The organism is Actinomadura terrae, assembly GCF_022751215.1.
Classification (GTDB): Bacteria; Actinomycetota; Actinomycetes; order Streptosporangiales; family Streptosporangiaceae; genus Spirillospora; species Spirillospora terrae.
The window spans coordinates 83,737-100,731 of record NZ_JAICDG010000011.1 but is presented as its reverse complement, the minus strand read 5'-3'; the positions used below and the strand labels follow the sequence as shown (position 1 = coordinate 100,731).

Below are 16,995 nucleotides of genomic sequence, written 5' to 3'. Positions count from 1 at the left end.
CTTAGAGAGAAACGAAGCGGACGGGTTCCGACAACGCGGCCAGGGCTCCCTCAAGGTCGGCAAGCCGCACAGCAAGCGTGGCCGTGGCGAGACGTCCCGGAAGGGCCTCGCTGAACTTGAGACCGCGCACGGCGCGTTCGTCGATGTCGGGCAGGCACAGGCGGTCGGCGGCGTCGGCGGTGCCCGCCTTCCATATTTCGCGCGTGAGATCGGGGCGCAGCCGCAGCCACTCGTCCTCGAAACGCTGCTTCTCGTCGGTCACGCCGGACAACGTGGCGGCGAGGACGGCGTTGGCCCGGAACCCCGACCAGTTCCACCAGCGGATGTCGTCGCCGTCGCGCGTGATGGTCGTACCTCCGGGATGGACCCTTGAGGTGGCCGCGTCACGAGCCTCGGTCAGGTGGCGGACAGCTCGTTCGGTCATGGTGACGGGCGGATCGGCACCGAGGAGGACCTCCCGGCATGCGCGGGTGAGCGCGAATCCGGAACCGCTGAAGGCCGTGCCGTACCAGCGTGCCCTGCCGGGGCGGTCCGACGGTTCCACGAAGCAGCGGCGGCGCTTCCAGTCGATCCAGGTGACCTGCCAGCTACGCCCGGCGAGCAGGAGGACGCGGGGGCCCTCGACGCGTTCCGCGAGGAGCATGGGGTCGGTTCGGCCGATCTCCTGGCGCCCGGACAGGACGGTGAACTCGGGGGGCGCCGTGAACACGGCGGTCATGTCCATGAAGTGCCGGCGGCCGAATTTGGCCTCGGCGGCGGGGCCGATGAAGAGGAACTCGCCATCCTGTTCGAGATATCCGTGTTCGACGAGGTGGCGGACGATCGGCTCGGCGCCGCGGTCGAAGGGCGCGAGCCCGTTCCAGTGCTCGGCCCACAAGCGGCTTCCGACCTTGTGCTCCTGAAGGCAGAGGGCAAGGATCTGCTGGGCGACGATATGGCGGGGTTCCGGCGGGCCCTGGACGGGTTCGACGTAGCCCCTGCTCCACAGCAGCGTCAGGGCTGCCGCCGAGACGAGCGAGTCCTGGTCGAGGGTCAACAGGAGGCAGTTGCGCGTGGTCCCCGGTCTCCTGCCTGTGCGGCCGAGGCGTTGTAGGAACGCGGCGACGGTGGGCGGAGCGTTGAGCTGGATGACGCGGTCGAGGTCGCCGACGTCGATGCCGAGTTCGAGCGTGCTCGTCGAGACGATGACGCAGTCGCGGGCCTCGGCGAAGGCCGATTCGGCGCGGCGGCGCTCGTCGAGCGAGAGGGAGGCGTGGGACAGGAAGGTCGTGACGCCGCGGGCGCGCAACGCGGCGCCGAGCTCCTCGACGAGCTGCCGGGAGTCGCAGAACACCAGGCGTTTCTCGCCCCGGTGGAGCGCTGCGACCACGGTGGCGGCGTTGGAGACCGAGCCGACGTAGTCGAGTTCAACGGCGGTGTTCCGGGTCGGCTCCGATTCCGGAGCGATGACGCGCGCCGGGCTCCGGTTGGAGCCCCGCAGCCAGGTCAGCAGCCCGGCGGGGTTGCCCACCGTGGCCGACAGGCCGACGCGTTGGATGGGGCGTCCGGCCAGCCGCGTGAGGCGTTCGAGCACGGCCAGAAGGTGCCAGCCCCGGTCGTCCGCGGCGAAAGCGTGGACCTCGTCGACGACGATCGCGCGGAGGTCGGCGAACAGCCGGTGCTGATCCACCTTCACGCTGAGGAGCATCGCCTCCAGCGATTCGGGGGTCGTCAGCAGCACGTCCGGAGGATCGGTGAGAAGGCGCCGGCGGGCCGTCTGTGGCACGTCGCCGTGCCACAGGGCGGCGCGGCGCCCGATCCATCCGGTGTAGGTCTCCAGGCGGGGCAGCAGGTTGTTGAGCAGGGCTTTCAGCGGGCACACGTACAGGACGGACAGGCCGGTCCAGTTCCCGGTGTCCATGGCCGACAGCAGCGGGAACGCGGCGGCCTCGGTCTTGCCCCCGGCGGTGGGGGCGAGCAGGACGGCGTCCTCCCCGCCGAGCACGGGACCGACGGCCTGCTCCTGGAGGGGGCGCAGCGACCGCCAGCCCAGCGTGTTGACGATGTGGTGGGTCAGCACGGGTGAGAGCCGGTCGGCGGACGAGGTCACGGAAGGTCCAGGTGGACGTCCCCGGCGGCGTTGCGCTCGGTCTCGTTCAGTTCCGCGCTGGACACGGTGAGCGCGTAGTCGCGGCGCGGGTCGAAGTCGGGGAACTCCTCGACCCGGTCGAGGACGTCGGCGACCAGCTTGCGGAGGAAGAGGCGGGGCGCGACACCGACCTTGCCGCCGAGCCCACCGGTGACCGCCGCGGCGAGATCGGCGATGTAGGCGTCGTCGACGGTGGCGGAGATCCGCTCGCTTCCGCCCGCCGCGTACAGGTCACGGACGTTGCGCCCCAACTCGCCGAGCTTCGGCAGGTCGAACCCGGTGAGCCGGAGCTGAACGGCGCGGGGCGAGTCGAAGCGGGGGTCGGTGGTGAAGTCGGTGGCCAGGCGCTGGGCGAGCGGGGGGAGTCGCTGCACGCCCTGGGTGCCGTCGAAGAACGCGGATGTGCCGGTGATGGCGAGGAATAGGCCGGGAAAGCGGCCGCCGTCGATCTCGTCGAGGAGCTGCCGGAGTGCGTTCAAGCCCTTCTCACGGACATCGCCGCGGACGCGCTGCAACGTCTCGATCTCGTCCAGGACGACGAGGAGCCCCGGATGCCCGCAGTCGCGCAGCACCGTGAGGAGCCCTTGGAGGAAGCCGAGCGCGCCGAAGTGGTCGAGGTCGCCGCGGACCCCGGCGGCGCGGCGGGCGGACGCGGCCACCGACCGCTGCCCGCCGAGCCAGGCGATCAGCGCCTCGGCGGTTCCGGCGTCCCCGGTCTCGCTCGCCCGCCGGTAGCCGCGGAGCGCGGCGGCGAAGGCGGGCGTGGTGCGGGCGACGTCGGCGAGCCGCTGCTCCATCAGCTCGTCGACGGCGCGGGTGAGCGCCTCCGTGTCGTCCTCGGCGACCTGCCCGGCGTCGAGGACCTCCTCCTCCAGGGTGTAGAACCACAGGTCCACGATGGGGCGCAGCGCGCCGACGGGATGGCTCGCGGTGGTGAGCCGTTCGGTGAGGCGGCGGTAGACGGTTTCGAGCCGGTGCAGCGGCGTCTCGGTCTCGGAGATCTGGATCTCGGCGACGGCCAGGCCGGCCCGTTTGGCGCGCTCCCCCAGCCAGCGGGCGAAGAACGTCTTGCCCGAGCCGTACTCGCCGCGGATGGCGCGGAACGCCGAGCCGCCCTTGCCGACGGCGGCGATCTCCTCGTCCATCGCCGCGGCGAACCGGTCCAGGCCGACGGCGAACAGGTCGAGCCCGGCGCGGGGGACGGTGCCGCGCCGCAGGGCGTCGATGACCTCCCGGCGGCGGACGGCGCTGACCGGTGTCCGTGCGTCCGTCACTGCTCCACTCCGAACTGCTCGCGCAACAGGTCCACTTCGAGTTTGACAGTGGAGCCCGAGTCGATGAGCTCGAGAACGGGATAGCCCTCGACGTTGAGGAGGCGTTGCAGGGCGGTGATGAACAGCTCGGCGTTGCGGGGGGCCCGCCCGCCGGACGCCGCCGCCGCGGCACCGACGGCGGCCGCGGACAGGCGGCCGCCCGCGCCCGCGAGTGCGTCGACGACCGCGGCGACCTGCCGGCCCTCGGGGGCCTTGCGCAGGTACTTCCGCTGGTTCGCGTACACGGACGAGCGGACGACGCGGCTCCCGAGCGTGGCGGGCGCGGGGGCCGCGGCGGGCGCCGCCGGTGCGGGTGAGGCTTCGCTGACCGTGAAGAGCGCCTCCTCCTGCTCCGCCTTCCTCCGGGCCTTGGACGCGGCGGAGGGTCGCCCAGGTGCATCAGTGGACCTCGTGGACGCGGCCTGCTCCGGTACTCGTCGCGGTTCGGCCCCGGCCGTCCACCACCAGGGCACGGTCGCCTCGGGCGGGAGGATCGACCAGCCCTTCGGCAGCAGCTCCGCAGAGGGAACGATGACCAGCACGGGCACCGTCATCTCGGCCAGGCTGGCGCCACCGTGGTACCCCGCCTTGCGGGGCGTGTAGCGGATGTCCTCCCGCCACGGGACGACGACCCGTCCGTCGCCCTCCAGTACCCGGGGCCCGGTCAGTGCGATCTCACCGTCCGAGGGCTCGCCGGTGCGCCAGCGCGCGGCACCCTGACCCGCGGTCTGCCTCACGTCCGACGCGCCGCGGTCCAGGACGTGCCCGTGGTCGGAGACGAGCACGACCGGGCGGTTGTAGTCGCGGGCGGCGTTCAGTAGGTCGATCATGAAGGTGATGTCGGACGCCCGCCAGCCGGTCCGGTCGCCCTCCCGGTCGTGGTCGAGCGCGTCGTCGACGGTGTTGAGGACGACCCCGACGACGCTGTCTCCCGTGAGCGCGTCGAGCAGCGGCTGGGCGAGCCGCTGCCCCGGCCCGCCCGGGATGTCGGATTTGTGAAACAGGGCCGCCTGCCTGCGATGACGTTTCCAGAACTCGGTGAAACCAGCGCTCTCCACGGCCTGGCCACCGGCCGCCGGTGCGCCGCACAGCAGCGACGCCCGGCTCACCCGTGTCACCGAGGGCACCATCGAGACGGCCGCGCGGCGCGCGCCGGGCGTGCCGGTGATCTCCAGCCACCGCCCGCCGCGGACCAGCTCCTCACCGAGCTGTGCGGCGACGGAGCTGCTCATCCCGTCCAGGACGAGGACGAGCGGGGCCGTCTCACCGGCCAGCGGCCGCACGACCTCGCTCATCACCGACTCCAGCAGCAGCGCTCCCGCCCAGGTCTCGGTGCCGGCCATGGGCACCGTCCCGTCGCGCAGGCAGCGGGCGAAGCTCTCGTCGAGCAGCGACCGGCGTGCCCGCGCGCGTTCGAGGAGCGTCCGGTACGCGTGCCCGAGGACCCGGTCGTTGCCCGGGTCACCGTTCCACAGCACGTTGAGGGCGCGGTCGACCCATCCCCATTCCTCGACGTGCGAGGCGATCCCCGCGCCGACAGAGGCGATCTCCATGGAACCGGGCGCCTCCAGCCAGCGGAGGAGGCGCGCGGCCATCGCGGCGACCTCGCAGCGTCCGGCGAACAGGTCGGCGAGCCGGTGGTCCATGACGGCCGCCAGCGCCTCGTCGGCGGCCTGCGGGGACTCGCCGAGCGCGTTGGCGAAGGCGCGCAGGCGGGCGTCCAGGCCGGAGGGCAGGAAGGGATCACCGGCGGCGACCTCGCCGAGACCGGCGACGGCGGCCAGCTCGTCGGCACGGTCCAACACCTTCATGACGTCGCCGCGGAAGTCCCGGTGCGCGCGACGTTCGGAGCGGGCCTCGTCGATCCACCGGGCGAGGGTGCCCTGGACGGCCGAAGCGTAGGCACCGAGCTCGCCGGGGTCGTGGGAGACCCCGGCGAACAGCCCGCCGATGGCCAGCGCCGCCTCGGGGGCGCGGGCGGGGTCGGTGAGCACGGCGGCGACGACGCCGAGCGCCATCGCGTCCTCTCCCCTGCCGGACTCCACGAGCGCGAGCAGGACGGCGGCGGCATCGCCGAGGTTCTGCCGCAGCCATGCGGTGATGCCGTGGCGTTCCGCTGCCGGCAGCCCGGCGAAGCGGACCGCCGCGCCGGGCAGGCGCGACCAGGCGAGCAGGGAGTCGACGTCCAGGTCGCGGTGACCGGTGCCGTCCCTTCCCCCTGGCAGCAGGCCCGCCAGGTCGAGGCGGGCCCCCACGAGGGTGTGGACGGCGGCGTCCCGCGTCAGCACCGAGCCGCCGCTGCGCCGCCAGGGCGCCCCGGCGGGATGGACGCGCCAGCCCTCGGACGGTTCGGCGTCCAGCAGCGCGTCGATCAGCCATGGCTCCTGGCGGATGCGCGGGTCGAGGTCCGCGGCGCCGAAGCGCTGCTTGACGATCTCGGCCCGGTCGACGCTGAGCACGCGGCGGCCGAGCGCGTGCCCCCGCAGGTCGGCGCCGAGCTGGTGGTCGTCCACCCCGGTGGTGATGACGAGGATCGCGTCAGAGCCGTCCGCCGCACCGGCCGTGTGGGACTCCCACGCGTCGATGACCCCGAGGACGGATGTCTGGTCACTGACCCGCACCCGCCGCTGCCGCTCGCCGAACCGGATGCCGAACTCGGTGGCGGCGCCGTCCCGGTACCGGCCGTGGACGACGACGAGCCGGGCGGAGTCCCGGGCGTCGCGCCGCGGCAGCTCGATGTCCAGCAGCGCTTCCAGGACCCGCCGGTCGACCACGGGCGGCGTGCTCACCTGTCCGGCCCCCGATCAGGTTCGTGCTCGGAACCGGCCGGTGCGACGGGCTCCCAGGTGATCTCGACGGGGACCCCCGGGTTCGCCGCCACGAACGCCCGCACATCGGCCTGGATGCCCGCAACGGCGTCACTGAGCGTGCGGTCGAGTTGCGCGGGCTCGACACGCCTGCGCCCGTGCCTCGGCGCGGCGCCCCCGGGCGTGCCTCCGCCAGGCCCGGACGGGACGGACGGGCTGCCGTGGTCGGTCAGGCTGACCTGCCCCGCGCCCTGCCCGGCATCCTCAGGGTCCGGCACGGGATCGGTCGGCGGCGGCGTGGTCGGCACCGGCCGGGCCTGCCGGCTGGCCTCGGTCAGGAGGGCGACGGCCTGCTCGTTCGCGGCCTCCAAGACAGGTGAGAGGCTCTCGACGAACTCGTCGGCCCGAGCGGCGCGGGTGACCTGCCGGACGAGCTGTTCGGCGCGGGCACCGATGTCGTCACCGCGGCCCGCGAAGCCGCGAACGCCGTCCAGGACCACCCACTGTGTTTCGTCGAGGGCGCGAAGCAGGGTCGGAGCGGAGACCATCGCGGACCCGAGCACCTGGTCCGAGACGTCGTACTCGGCGTCCGCCAGCGCCTGGACGAGCGGGGTGCCCTGGTCGCGGACCGCGGCCAGCCGCGCCAGCAGGTCGGCCGCGTGGCGGACCGAGCGGCGCCGCGGGGTGTCGGGATCCTCGATGCCGAGGGAGGGCGCGTGGGCCTCCAGCGCCCTCCGGACGTCGTTGACGGGCGCCTCCAGCTCGCGGGCCCTCTCCCTGATCTGCTCGGCGAGCCTCCGGACGTTCCGGCCGGAAAGGATGTCGGGGACGCTGACGCCGAAGAGCGCGGCGGCGCGCGTCCGCGCCCTGCCGTACTGCTGCTCGGACGGTTTCGGCTGGTCGCGCAGGGCCCAGCCGCTGCCCACCGCCTCAAGCCCGGGGAACTGGTCGGGCCTGCCGCCGTTCAGCACCCAGTCACGGTCGGCGAGCAGCGCGTAGACGGCGATGATGAGGCTGGAGACGGGCTTGTCGAGGCCGGTCCAGCCGTACTCGGCGATCCACCGGCGGACGTCCTCGACGGCCAGGTCGCCGTCGAGCTTGCCGTCCCGGGCGGCGAGCCGGTCGATCCGCCGCCGCCACTCGAAGGAGACGATCAGCGGCCCGTCGTGGACCTCGCCCAGTTCCAGGGGGTGCACGATGCGCTTGAGGAGGGCGAGTTTGTCGCGGTCGACGACGGTGCGGCCGGAGCGGTCGTCCATCGCGCGGGTGATCCAGGCCAGCACGGTCTTCAGCTCGCCCATGGTGACGGCCTTGCGCGTGCGCGTGAGGTCCAGGTCGGGATGCTTGGGGTAGATCCTGGAGTACAGGTCGTCGGCCAGCGCGAGCATGTTGTGCTCGAATCCCGCGCCGCCCTGGAGCCGCGGCTGGTCGTAGCCCGGTCGCAGTGACAGGACGTGCCGCCCGTCCTGGAGCTCGGCGGAGACGTTGCCTTCCTCGCCGCCGGAGATGCCGTAGAGCTGCTGGAGCAGCGCGGCGAGCTGCGACTCGAGGTTGCCGGCCTGTGCCTGGAGCTGGTTGCGGACACGGCCGCGCTGGTCGGAGGCCAGGTGCGTGGCGTAGTCGTCGAGCCGGTCGCGCTCCAGCAGGTACCGCATCTTCAGCAGCCGCCCGAGCTGTCCGGCCTTCTGCGTGGACAGGTGGTGGGGCAGCCAGACGAGGGTGTCGGCCTCCAGACCGGCGCGGCTCAACTCCTCGACCCGCCCCGCGTCGTCGCTCGGATACCTGCCGGGGATGTCGAACGGGTAGTCGACGACGAACCGGATCCGCCCCTCGACGGACGGCTTGAACTGCTCATCGGGCAGCACGGCGGGGTCGCGGACGTTCTCGAAGACGAACTCGACGGTGCGCCTGCTGCCCCGCCACACGATCTCGCGCTCGGACACGAATGCGCCGGTATCCTGCACGCCGAACAGCTTCCAGAGCTGCTCCTTCACCCAGATGCGGCGGGCGCCGAGGTTGTCGACCTCGCCGACCTGCTCCAGCAGCGGCTCGACGTCCAGGTCGGACAGGTGCAGGGTGAACACCGGGTCGCGGTCGCCGTCGGCCCGGATCTCGCCGAACCCGGCGGCGATCAGCTCGCGCAGCCGGTTGCCGACGACGCTGCCGGGCGTGGACAGCCGGGACTGGATGGACCCCTGGTTGAGCGCGGCGAGCCGGGCGCCGGTGAGCCTGCTGAGCGCGGAGACCTCGGGCGCCAGCGCCGACAGGATCAGCGTCTTGACGATCCGGTCGTCGGCGACGAAGTCCTTGTGCTCCTCGGAGCCGTACCGCTCCCGGAGGTGCGCGCGGACCCTGAGGTGGAAGTGCCGGGCCTTCTCGGCTTCGTGCCGCAGATGGTCGGTGAACGCCTCACCGATGTCGCGGCCGAGGACGTCCCACAGGTCGCCGAGCGGGACGAGGTCGCCGAGCCGCAGGTCGTCGCGGCGCCGCGACAGCATCGTGTTCAGCAGTTTCAGGCCGGTGCGTTCCCGCTGGAGCGCCCCCGCGAGCGCGACCAGCACGTTGAGCAGCGCCGGCGACAGCGGGTAGACGTCGCGGAAGTCGCTCCAGCCCGCCTGCGTGGCGCCGTGCGCGTCCAGCAGCGCGTCCTTGACGCCCGCGTTGTAGGACTCGACCTTCAGGAACGCCTCGTTCAGCGCGGACTCCATCTCGGGCCGCGGCCGGAGGATGCGCTTCCTGATGATCTCGGGAAGGTTGGTGTCCTCCAGGTTGACGACCTTGAACCGCCCGGCGAGGTACTGCACCGCCGCCTCGAGGTTCTTCACGTCCGCGCCGACGACGTCCTCGCCGACGAGCTGGGACAGGTTCCGCTGCCGTGACACGAACGACACGATCGGTACCGGACGGTCGCTGTCCCCGGACTCGATCAGCTTGACGAGCTTGCTGACCTCGCTGTTCACCTTCTCCTGGTTGGACATGTGCGCCTGCAACCACAGGATCAGCTCGTCCAGGAAGAGGATCAGCCCCGTGTAGCCGTGCTTGTGGGCGTGCCGGCTCATCGCCGCGAGCCCGTTCTCCAGCGGCAGGTAGGCGTCGGCCGCGCCGCGCGCGCCGTAGGCGTAGGCCGAGAACGGGCCGTCGAGCAGCGCCGACTCCAGCGCGGTGCGCAGCTCGTCACCGGGCGGCGCGGCGAACGCGCGGTCCAGTTCGGATGTGGTCCAGGCCGAGCCGGAGGCGCCGCCCAGGTCCAGGTTCGGGAGGTCGTCGGTGGGCTGGGCGGGCTGCGAGTCGGCACCCGCCCCGCCGAGCCACTGGGCGAACTTGGCGTCGTCGGCGAGGAACTCGCGCTGCCTGCGCGCGTCGCTCAGCATCGCGTCGGACCGGTAGACGGGCGGGCTGGACAGGCCGAGCCGCCGCGCCGCCGCGGCGTAGCCGCCGAGGATCGCCGAGTCGAGATCGGTGACGCCGACCAGGTGGAACGGCACCATCATGAACTTCTGGTCGCGCAGCCAGCCGTCGTTGTCGGCGACCAGCTCGTGGAGCTCCTTCTTGCGCCGCGTCGCGGGATGGTTCTCCAGGATCGCGTGCAGGACGGTCATGAAGTGGCTCTTGCCGGAGCCGAACGAGCCGTGCAGGTAGGCGGCGTTCGACTTCCCTCCCTGGACCGATGCCCTGACCAGGTTCAGCGACTCGCGGAACGCCTGCTTGAGCTGGTCGGTGACGACGTACTCGTCGATGCGCTGGTCGGCCTCGTCGAACCCGCCGGTCAGCTCGACCTTGTAGTCGCCGGCGAGGACCTCCTCGGGAATGTCGAGTACATCCCGCAGGTACAGTTCGGCCGCCCGCTCCGCCACCCTTGACTCCCCTCGCTCCGACCAGCGCGCACGCCCGCGCCGCGCGACTCAAAGATAGTGCCGGGCCCTCCGCCCGGAGGCCATCCGCGGCGGGATTCCGCCCCCTACGGAGCGTGCCGGAGCGCCCCTGACCGATGCCGGTCATGCTTCGCGGCCGACCAGCCTCCGCAGGAGCTCGGCATAGTCGATGCCCGCCTCGGCCAGCAAGTCCCGCGCGAGCGGCGGCGGAGTCCGCCCGAGCGGGACCGGCCCACCGACGAGGCCGGTCCGGGGCAGCCCCTCCCCGCCGCCCAGCCGCGACTCGGGCGTGCCCGGCGGCGACACCCGGTACACGCGCCATCCCGGCCACAGGGGCGCGGCGGCCAGGACGAGATGGGGTGGACGCCAGACGACGAAGGCCCACCGGCCCCCGGTGACGGCGTGCACGAGCGCCGTGTCCAGGTGGCGTCCGAGCAGGGTGGCGACGCGGGCCGCCACCGGGACGGGGTTGGAGAACCTTCCGGTGACCCGGTAGAGGCCGCCGTCGAGTTCGAGCGTCAGGTCCTCCTCGGCGAGTTCGGCCCTGATCGGAGCGACCGGGTCGTCCGCGCGGGCGAGGTCGATGAGGTCTTCCCACTCCGCGCGTCCGAGCACGTGGGCGTGCGGCAGCCGCGGCGGGACGAGCAGGTCGCCGGCCAGGTCCGGGTCCGCCGCCGAGACCTGCTCCCGGACGGCCTGCCAGGTGCGGGCGGCGAGAAGGTCGGCCGTGCTCCCGCCGGTGAGTGAGGCACCGCTGCGCAGCAGCCCCATGCAGACCGCGGTCACCACCGTCACGTGCTGGGCGGCCTCGTCCGGGACCTCGTCTTCGGGATGGACGACCAGGCCCTGGGCCAGGCGGGCCAGCGGCGCACGCCAGGAGTCGTCGCCGTGGCGCCACACGCCGTGGCCGAGCAGCTGGACGAACAGCCGGGCGACGAGGGTGCGCAGCGTGATCGGCGCCGGCTCCCGCCCTCCGGGGACGGTCTGCTCCACAGCCCGCACGGCCCACTGGCGCCATTCGCGCCTGCGGTCGGGCGGCATCTCCCGCGGCGCGGCCTCGTCGTCACCGGCCGGATCGTCCTGGTCCTCGTCGTCGGTCGTGGCCTCGGCGCCCAATCCCCACCGCGGCACCAGGGCGAGACCGGGCGCACCGGCTCCGCCGAAGAGCGCGAGGGTGAGGGGACGCCCGATGGTCTGCTCGCAGTCCTCCAGGTAGGCGGCGTAACGGTCGTGGACGGCGGAGGTCGCCGCGGGCCGATCGCCGCGCGCCGCGTGCACGGTCCGGTGCCCGGCGAGCAGGTCGGAGAGCCGGAGCAGGTCGTAGCGGAAGCGGCGGCCCAGCTCCTCGTCGGTGAAGATCTCCGCTTCGGTGTAGCCGTGCCGGAGCCGGGGCCGCTGGTCATCGGGCTGGCGGCGCGCGCAGCGGGCGGGGTGGACGACGAAGACGGGCGGCGACTCGCTCCGGCCATCCGCGCGCGGATCGACGAGCCGCACCACGGCGCCTGCGAACTCGCGGACGGCGAACTCTCGCTCGGTCCGCCCGGCCGGGACGGTGCCGATCCTGGTCCACGACCCGGGCGATCCGTCCGGCGAGACCTCGACGGCGACGTCGATGTCGTAGGGACGCGCCAGGGTGACCTGGAGGAGTCCCGCACCGGTCAGCAGCGCGCCGAGGACGAGCAGCCCGGGACGCCCCTCCATCGGCTGGACCGTCCGCCGCCCTCGCAGGTGCTTGAGCGGAGCCGCGGTGCCCTCGGGCATGAGCGGCGACGCCACCGGCGCGAGCACGCCCAGCTCGCAGTTGCCCCCGGAGGCGACGGACTTCAGCAGTGCGGGCACGGTGAGGTTGGCACTACCAGTCAGCGCGGTCCAGTGCCCGCCGGTCCGCCACTCCAGCAGCTTGCCGTGGCGTGGCCGCTGCTCCGCGAGCAATCGCAGCTCGGTATCCGGGACGCCGTCCAGCGATCGCAGGACCGCGTCGCCGTCGTAGCTGCTCCAGCGTTCCTGGACGCCGACCACCACCCGGGAAGGGGCGAGGCGCCCGATGATCTCGGTCAGGGCGCGCCCGTCCGGGCCGACGAACGGCGCGTACAGGTGCAGCTCGTCCACGGGACCGGCGGGGAGCTGCGACAGCAGCCCAGAGTCGAGGTTGTGCAGGACCCGCGCCGGATGCGGAGAGGTCTGGAAGTCCGCCAGCCGGGTCGCGGCCTCCTCCAGCAGTTCCGCCGCGTACCTGGGCGCCGACAGCGGCCCCGAACCCCGACCGCACAGGGCGGCGAGCTCGGCCAGCCACCGGCCCAGCTCCCCGAGGGGCGCAGGGGCGTCGGTCTCGTGGCCGCGCAGGACGGTCCACAGCTCGTCGTTGTAACCCCAGCCCGCCATGGTCGGGTTGCCCGACCCGATCGCCGCGACCGCCTCGTGCGCGCCGATCAGCAGGGCCAGCTTGGGATGGAACGCGCCCTGGCAGGCGGCGAGGCCGTGGAAGTAGGACCGTCCGGCCATCCGCACGTCGACCGGGTCGTACACACCCTGCGCCGCGTCACCGATGATCGTGATGCGCGCTCCGAGCGCACGCGCGGTCGAGACCAGCGTCTTCTCCAGGAAGGGCAGGTCGACGGTGAAGCCCAGCAGCACCAGCTCGTGCAGTTCGGCCTCGTCGACGCGGTCACGCCATTCGCCGAGCAGGGTCAGCGGCGAGGAGAACTCCCACGTCACGCCCCCACCTCCAGCAACTCTGCGCCGAGCGGCGTCGGCGCCGCCGCGCCGTCCTCGCCGAGGACGAGGAGTCCGAGCTGTTCGGCCAGGTCCCCGACCTGGTGCAGGCGGACGCCGATGTCGCCCTCGCCCTCCTCGCCGGTCTTGTAGTAGCGGCCCCCGCGCTCGTGGATCCTGGAGAAGAACCTCATTCGCCCGTTGCCGTCGGGGCGGGTCTTGGCCAGCGCCACCCGGCGGGCCTGCGCGAGCATGTCGTCCACCAGCCGCACGGCCAGGTCCTTGACGGGCCGGTCCGCGAAGTCCTCGATGAGGTGCGCGACCCACAGCGGGTTGAGGATGTCGTGCCGCTGCCCCAGGAACGTGGCGTGGGCTTCTCCGGTCAGCTCCCTGACGCGGCGCCCGCCGATCAGCAGGATCGTCACGTTCACCACGGGATCGCGCCAGTCGGCCTGTTCGAGGATCGCCCGTTCCGCAGGTGCCGGATGCCCGCCGCTCATCGTGGCGGGCACCCCGTCCAGGCACGCGCGCAGCGACATGTCCGGCATCGGATCCGCGAGCCACGCCCGCAGTTCGTCTCGGCTCCGGTCGCCCTCGCCGTCCTGCGAGCCGATCGACCGGACCAGCCCGGCCCACAACCGCCGCCACGCGCCGACCGAGTAGTTCCGCAGCAGCGTCCCGCGCCACCCGAGCACGTTCTCGACGCCGCGCAGCACCGGATCGGACTCGACCTCGTCCCCGAACGCCACGGCCGACCGGGCGCACTCCTCCCACCCGTACGCGGCGTCGCCACCGTGGAGCGCCGCCGCACGGCCGACCATCCGGAACGTGGCCCGGCGCCGCCTGTCGTCCGGCCCCCACTCCTCCGGGACGTGACGCCCGTCCCGGGTGGCGGTAAAAAGCCCCCGCAGCCACGGGGCCTCGGGAGGGTCCGGGGCCTGCATCGCGAGCGGCGCGAGCGCCCGCAGTCCCGCGCCGTCGAGCGCGCGCCCCGCGGCGGCCCGCAGCAGCGGCGCGAACAGGTCCACGACCTCGGCGGGACACGCGTGCCGTCCAGGGCGCGGCGCGCCGTCCTCGTCCACGGAGGCGCCGAGGACCGTGCTCGGCCCGAGATACTGCGACCAGAACCCGGAGGAGCGCGGCGAGTACGAACGATCCGTTCTGCTGCTCGTGGACGGTTCGCCGTCCGGCTCGTCCTTCCCCACCGCCGCGTCGATGTCGAGCACACCACCCTCGAAGAACGGCTCGATCCCGGCGACCGCGTGCGCCATGCCCGGCCACGTTTCCGGGTCGTCATGCGCGATGGACACCCCGGCGAGGACGACCTCGCAGCGCCGCAGCAACCGCCGCGTCGCCGCACCGTCAAGGTCGTGCTCGGCCGCGTGCGCGCCGAGCGCCGCGTACAGGGCGTAGTAGCGGACGTACCTGGTCTGCGTGGAGATCCCCGGCACCAGCAACTCGGCGAGCCGCATGACCGGCGCCTCCACCTGCAACGGATATCGTCCGGCCTTCTGTTCGATACCACGGCACGACCATTCGGGACCTTCCACCGCCGCCATGAGCCCCCTTCTCGGTTCTCCGGGAGAACCTACGCAAGCGCACCCGGCAACGCCCCCGATTTCAGGACGTCACGAACCACTCCGGGACGACGTTCTGGCCACCCCGCGACATGCCACGCGTACTCCACCACCAGGCTCCCGGTCACTGGCGCGAGCGGGCCGGGGAGACCACGCGACATCGCAGGTGAACGCCCCTTTCTTAGGTGGAATGGAGCACAGCACCGCGCGTCCTTCCCCACCCTCTGAGGTAACGCACGCCGCCGGAGAAGCCGCGCCCCCGGTAATGACTCACCGCGAACGACGTCCGAAATCGGCCACACCCCACCGAGATTCTCGGCACCGCAACCGCGTCGGTCCTGCGCGCAGGGCCGAGCGCCCCAGGAAGCAGAAAGCCCCGGCCCGCCGACTCGGCGAACCAGGGCTCCGCATTCTCGAAGTCAGCTCAGGTCGAGGCGCCCGCCCTTGACCTGGCCCGTGAAGGCCCGCCACGCGGCGGCCCCGAAGACGAGCTTCGGCCCGTCCGGCGCCTTCGAGTCCCGAACCGCGACCGCCGCCGCCAGTTCGGCCACCTCGACACACTGCCCCCCGGTGTGGTCGCTTCGACTGCCCTTGCGCCAGGCCCCAGGGAGGAGCGGAACCATGGAAGCTACTTCGACACATTGGCCACCCGTGTCGTCACTGCGGCTGCTCTTGCGCCATCGCAGCTCCGGCTCACTCTCCCCCACCTTTGCAGAGGGCACGTGCTGTGTGTTCATAGGCTCTCCAAGATCGCATGGAGCATGCTTACGGAGTCGTCGGCAGACAGGGCTGCTCCTCTGATCAAATCGAAACGTACCGCATAACCTCGGGCGGCCTCCGGATGGTCGATGATCTGTGCACCAACATGACCGCCGATGTGCACGACGTCAAGGTCGTCCGGAAAGCTCAGGACTGTGAAGGCCCCTGCTACCCCCGCGTACGCCCCCTTGCTAGTTGGGACGATCTGAAGGGTGATGTGCGGCAACTCCGCCAGGTTGATGAGATGTCGAACCTGCCCTGCCATCACATCCGTATTTCCGACCGGGCGACGGATGGCACCTTCATCGAAGATCGCGACGATGTGCGGCGGCGTCTCACCTTCGAGGATGGCCTGCCTCTCCATCCGAGTAGCCACCAACTGCTCAACGGCCTCGGGTGCTTTGCCTGACCTGAGCACCTCGTAGGCATACTCAGGGGTCTGGAAGAGGCCCGTGACGACCATCGTCTCAAAGATGTGCATCACATCTGCCTGTGCCTCCCGCTCGACGAAGTCCGGGAAGCCAGGAGGAAGCGCAGCAAGGCGCACCAAGCGCTGGTTCCACTTCCAGAGGCGATGGAAGGTCCCGTTCGTTTTGAAGTAAGTGTCACAATCCTTGGCGAAATCCTCCGAAGGTCCACTTTGCCCCGCCTCAACCTGACCGACCCACTGAGGGCTGTATCCGAGCTTATCGCCGAGCTGCGGACGGGTCAGATCGGCAGCTTCTCGATAAGTACGCAGCTCAGCACCGAAGTACTCGATCGGCGACGAGGGGACACCAGGGTCACGGGGGCGACGCGGCATGACGGCACTCCAAGATCCGAAATCGGGGTGGCTTTCTCACCACCCGCGAGGGGTTTGCTTCGTTGACTTTCTCGCTCTTCCAGACCATAGCCCGATCACAGCAAGATGTGGAGCAGTAACGGAGAGAAATCTCAACGAGAGTTTCCCGATCATGAAAACACCCGTCAATCCCGCCGACCAAACATTGGCGCAACTCCGCAATGACTTCAGAGGACATCGCATCTGGCGTGCAACGCGCCAGGACGGCCTACTGGGCGACTGGGTTGCCACCCTGCACGACCCAAGCGAAGGTGTAGAACCCACCCTCATACATAGCAGCGCGCAAGAGCTACGTGAGGCTCTCACCCACGAACGCAGCCGCGTGTCCACCCGGCCTACGGGGCAGCCCAGTAAGTGGGAGGGCTACAAATGAGGTGGATCGACCCCAAGAACTGGGAGCCAGCATTCCCGGCCGCGTTCATTACGGGCCATCTCGACCGACTTGCCCAGGAATGCGTCCGGCAAGGGTGGCAGGTCGCCCCCCAATACGCCGAAACGTACCCACTCCTCCGCATCTTCGATCCCGCCGCGCCCCACATCGGAGAGAGCGCCACGCTCGTCCCCGGATCGGCAACCGGCGTCTGGAAGTACCGGTCGAGCACCGGCGAGGACCTGGCCCCGCACGACGCCCCGGCCAGGGCCGCCGCGAAGATCACCAGAATCCTCACCCCGTACATCACGGCCGCGCTAGCGCCCCGGACAGAGCAGCCCCAGGCTCACGACACACCTCCGCCTGATCACGAGCCAACGACGATCTCAGAGCTGCAAGAGCGCTACGCCGGTGTCATCTGCTGGTGGGGCATCTCCACCAGCGAGTGGTGGGCGCTCATCCCCCGTGGGCCGCAATGGAAGATCGTCAGCGCGCCCGACACCAACAGCCTCATCCAGGCCGTCATCAAAGCCTGCGCCGGCAGGTGACCCCAGTCGTCGCGTGGCGGGGAAGGTTTCAGGCCCCCCTTTCCTTCTTCGCCACGCGGCTCCACGTA

General features: G+C 71.6%; 9 protein-coding genes. 1 reads left to right on the top strand and 8 read right to left on the bottom strand.

Going from position 1 to position 16,995, the window contains the following annotated elements; all coding sequences use genetic code 11:
• Window position 1: 1 nt before the first annotated feature.
• From K2F47_RS39695 to K2F47_RS39655, 8 genes are all read right to left on the bottom strand, one after another.
• Window positions 2-2,089 (bottom strand): DEAD/DEAH box helicase, encoded by a 2,088-nt coding sequence (locus K2F47_RS39695; RefSeq protein ID WP_242911420.1) that lies wholly within the window; start codon window positions 2,087-2,089, stop codon window positions 2-4.
• A complete protein-coding gene (gene brxD, locus K2F47_RS39690; RefSeq protein ID WP_242911419.1) occupies window positions 2,086-3,402 on the bottom strand; it encodes a BREX system ATP-binding protein BrxD in 1,317 nt (438 codons plus the stop codon). Before brxD ends, K2F47_RS39695 begins: the two co-directional genes overlap by 4 nt.
• Window positions 3,399-6,230, bottom strand: coding sequence for a BREX-2 system phosphatase PglZ (pglZ, locus tag K2F47_RS39685; RefSeq protein ID WP_242911418.1), 2,832 nt, complete (start codon window positions 6,228-6,230; stop codon window positions 3,399-3,401). The genes brxD and pglZ overlap by 4 nt, the downstream gene beginning before the upstream one ends.
• Window positions 6,227-10,102, bottom strand: a complete 3,876-nt coding sequence (locus K2F47_RS39680; RefSeq protein WP_242911417.1) for a DUF6079 family protein — start codon at window positions 10,100-10,102, stop codon at window positions 6,227-6,229. Before K2F47_RS39680 ends, pglZ begins: the two co-directional genes overlap by 4 nt.
• A 141-nt stretch (window positions 10,103-10,243) precedes the next feature.
• The gene (locus tag K2F47_RS39675; RefSeq protein ID WP_242911416.1) at window positions 10,244-12,835 is read right to left on the bottom strand and encodes a phospholipase D-like domain-containing protein; all 2,592 of its coding nucleotides are present in this window, start codon (window positions 12,833-12,835) and stop codon (window positions 10,244-10,246) included.
• The gene (locus K2F47_RS39670; RefSeq protein ID WP_242911415.1) at window positions 12,832-14,391 is read right to left on the bottom strand and encodes a hypothetical protein; all 1,560 of its coding nucleotides are present in this window, start codon (window positions 14,389-14,391) and stop codon (window positions 12,832-12,834) included. Before K2F47_RS39670 ends, K2F47_RS39675 begins: the two co-directional genes overlap by 4 nt.
• A gap of 437 nt (window positions 14,392-14,828) precedes the next feature.
• Complete coding sequence (locus K2F47_RS41155) at window positions 14,829-15,146, bottom strand: DUF397 domain-containing protein (RefSeq protein WP_272498139.1); 318 nt, start codon at window positions 15,144-15,146, stop codon at window positions 14,829-14,831.
• Window positions 15,143-15,970, bottom strand: coding sequence for a helix-turn-helix domain-containing protein (locus K2F47_RS39655; protein ID WP_242911414.1), 828 nt, complete (start codon window positions 15,968-15,970; stop codon window positions 15,143-15,145). Before K2F47_RS39655 ends, K2F47_RS41155 begins: the two co-directional genes overlap by 4 nt.
• Before the next feature lie 408 nt (window positions 15,971-16,378).
• Between K2F47_RS39655 and K2F47_RS39650 the strand changes: the two genes are divergently transcribed.
• Complete coding sequence (locus tag K2F47_RS39650) at window positions 16,379-16,927, top strand: hypothetical protein (protein ID WP_242911413.1); 549 nt, start codon at window positions 16,379-16,381, stop codon at window positions 16,925-16,927.
• Window positions 16,928-16,995: the final 68 nt, after the last annotated feature.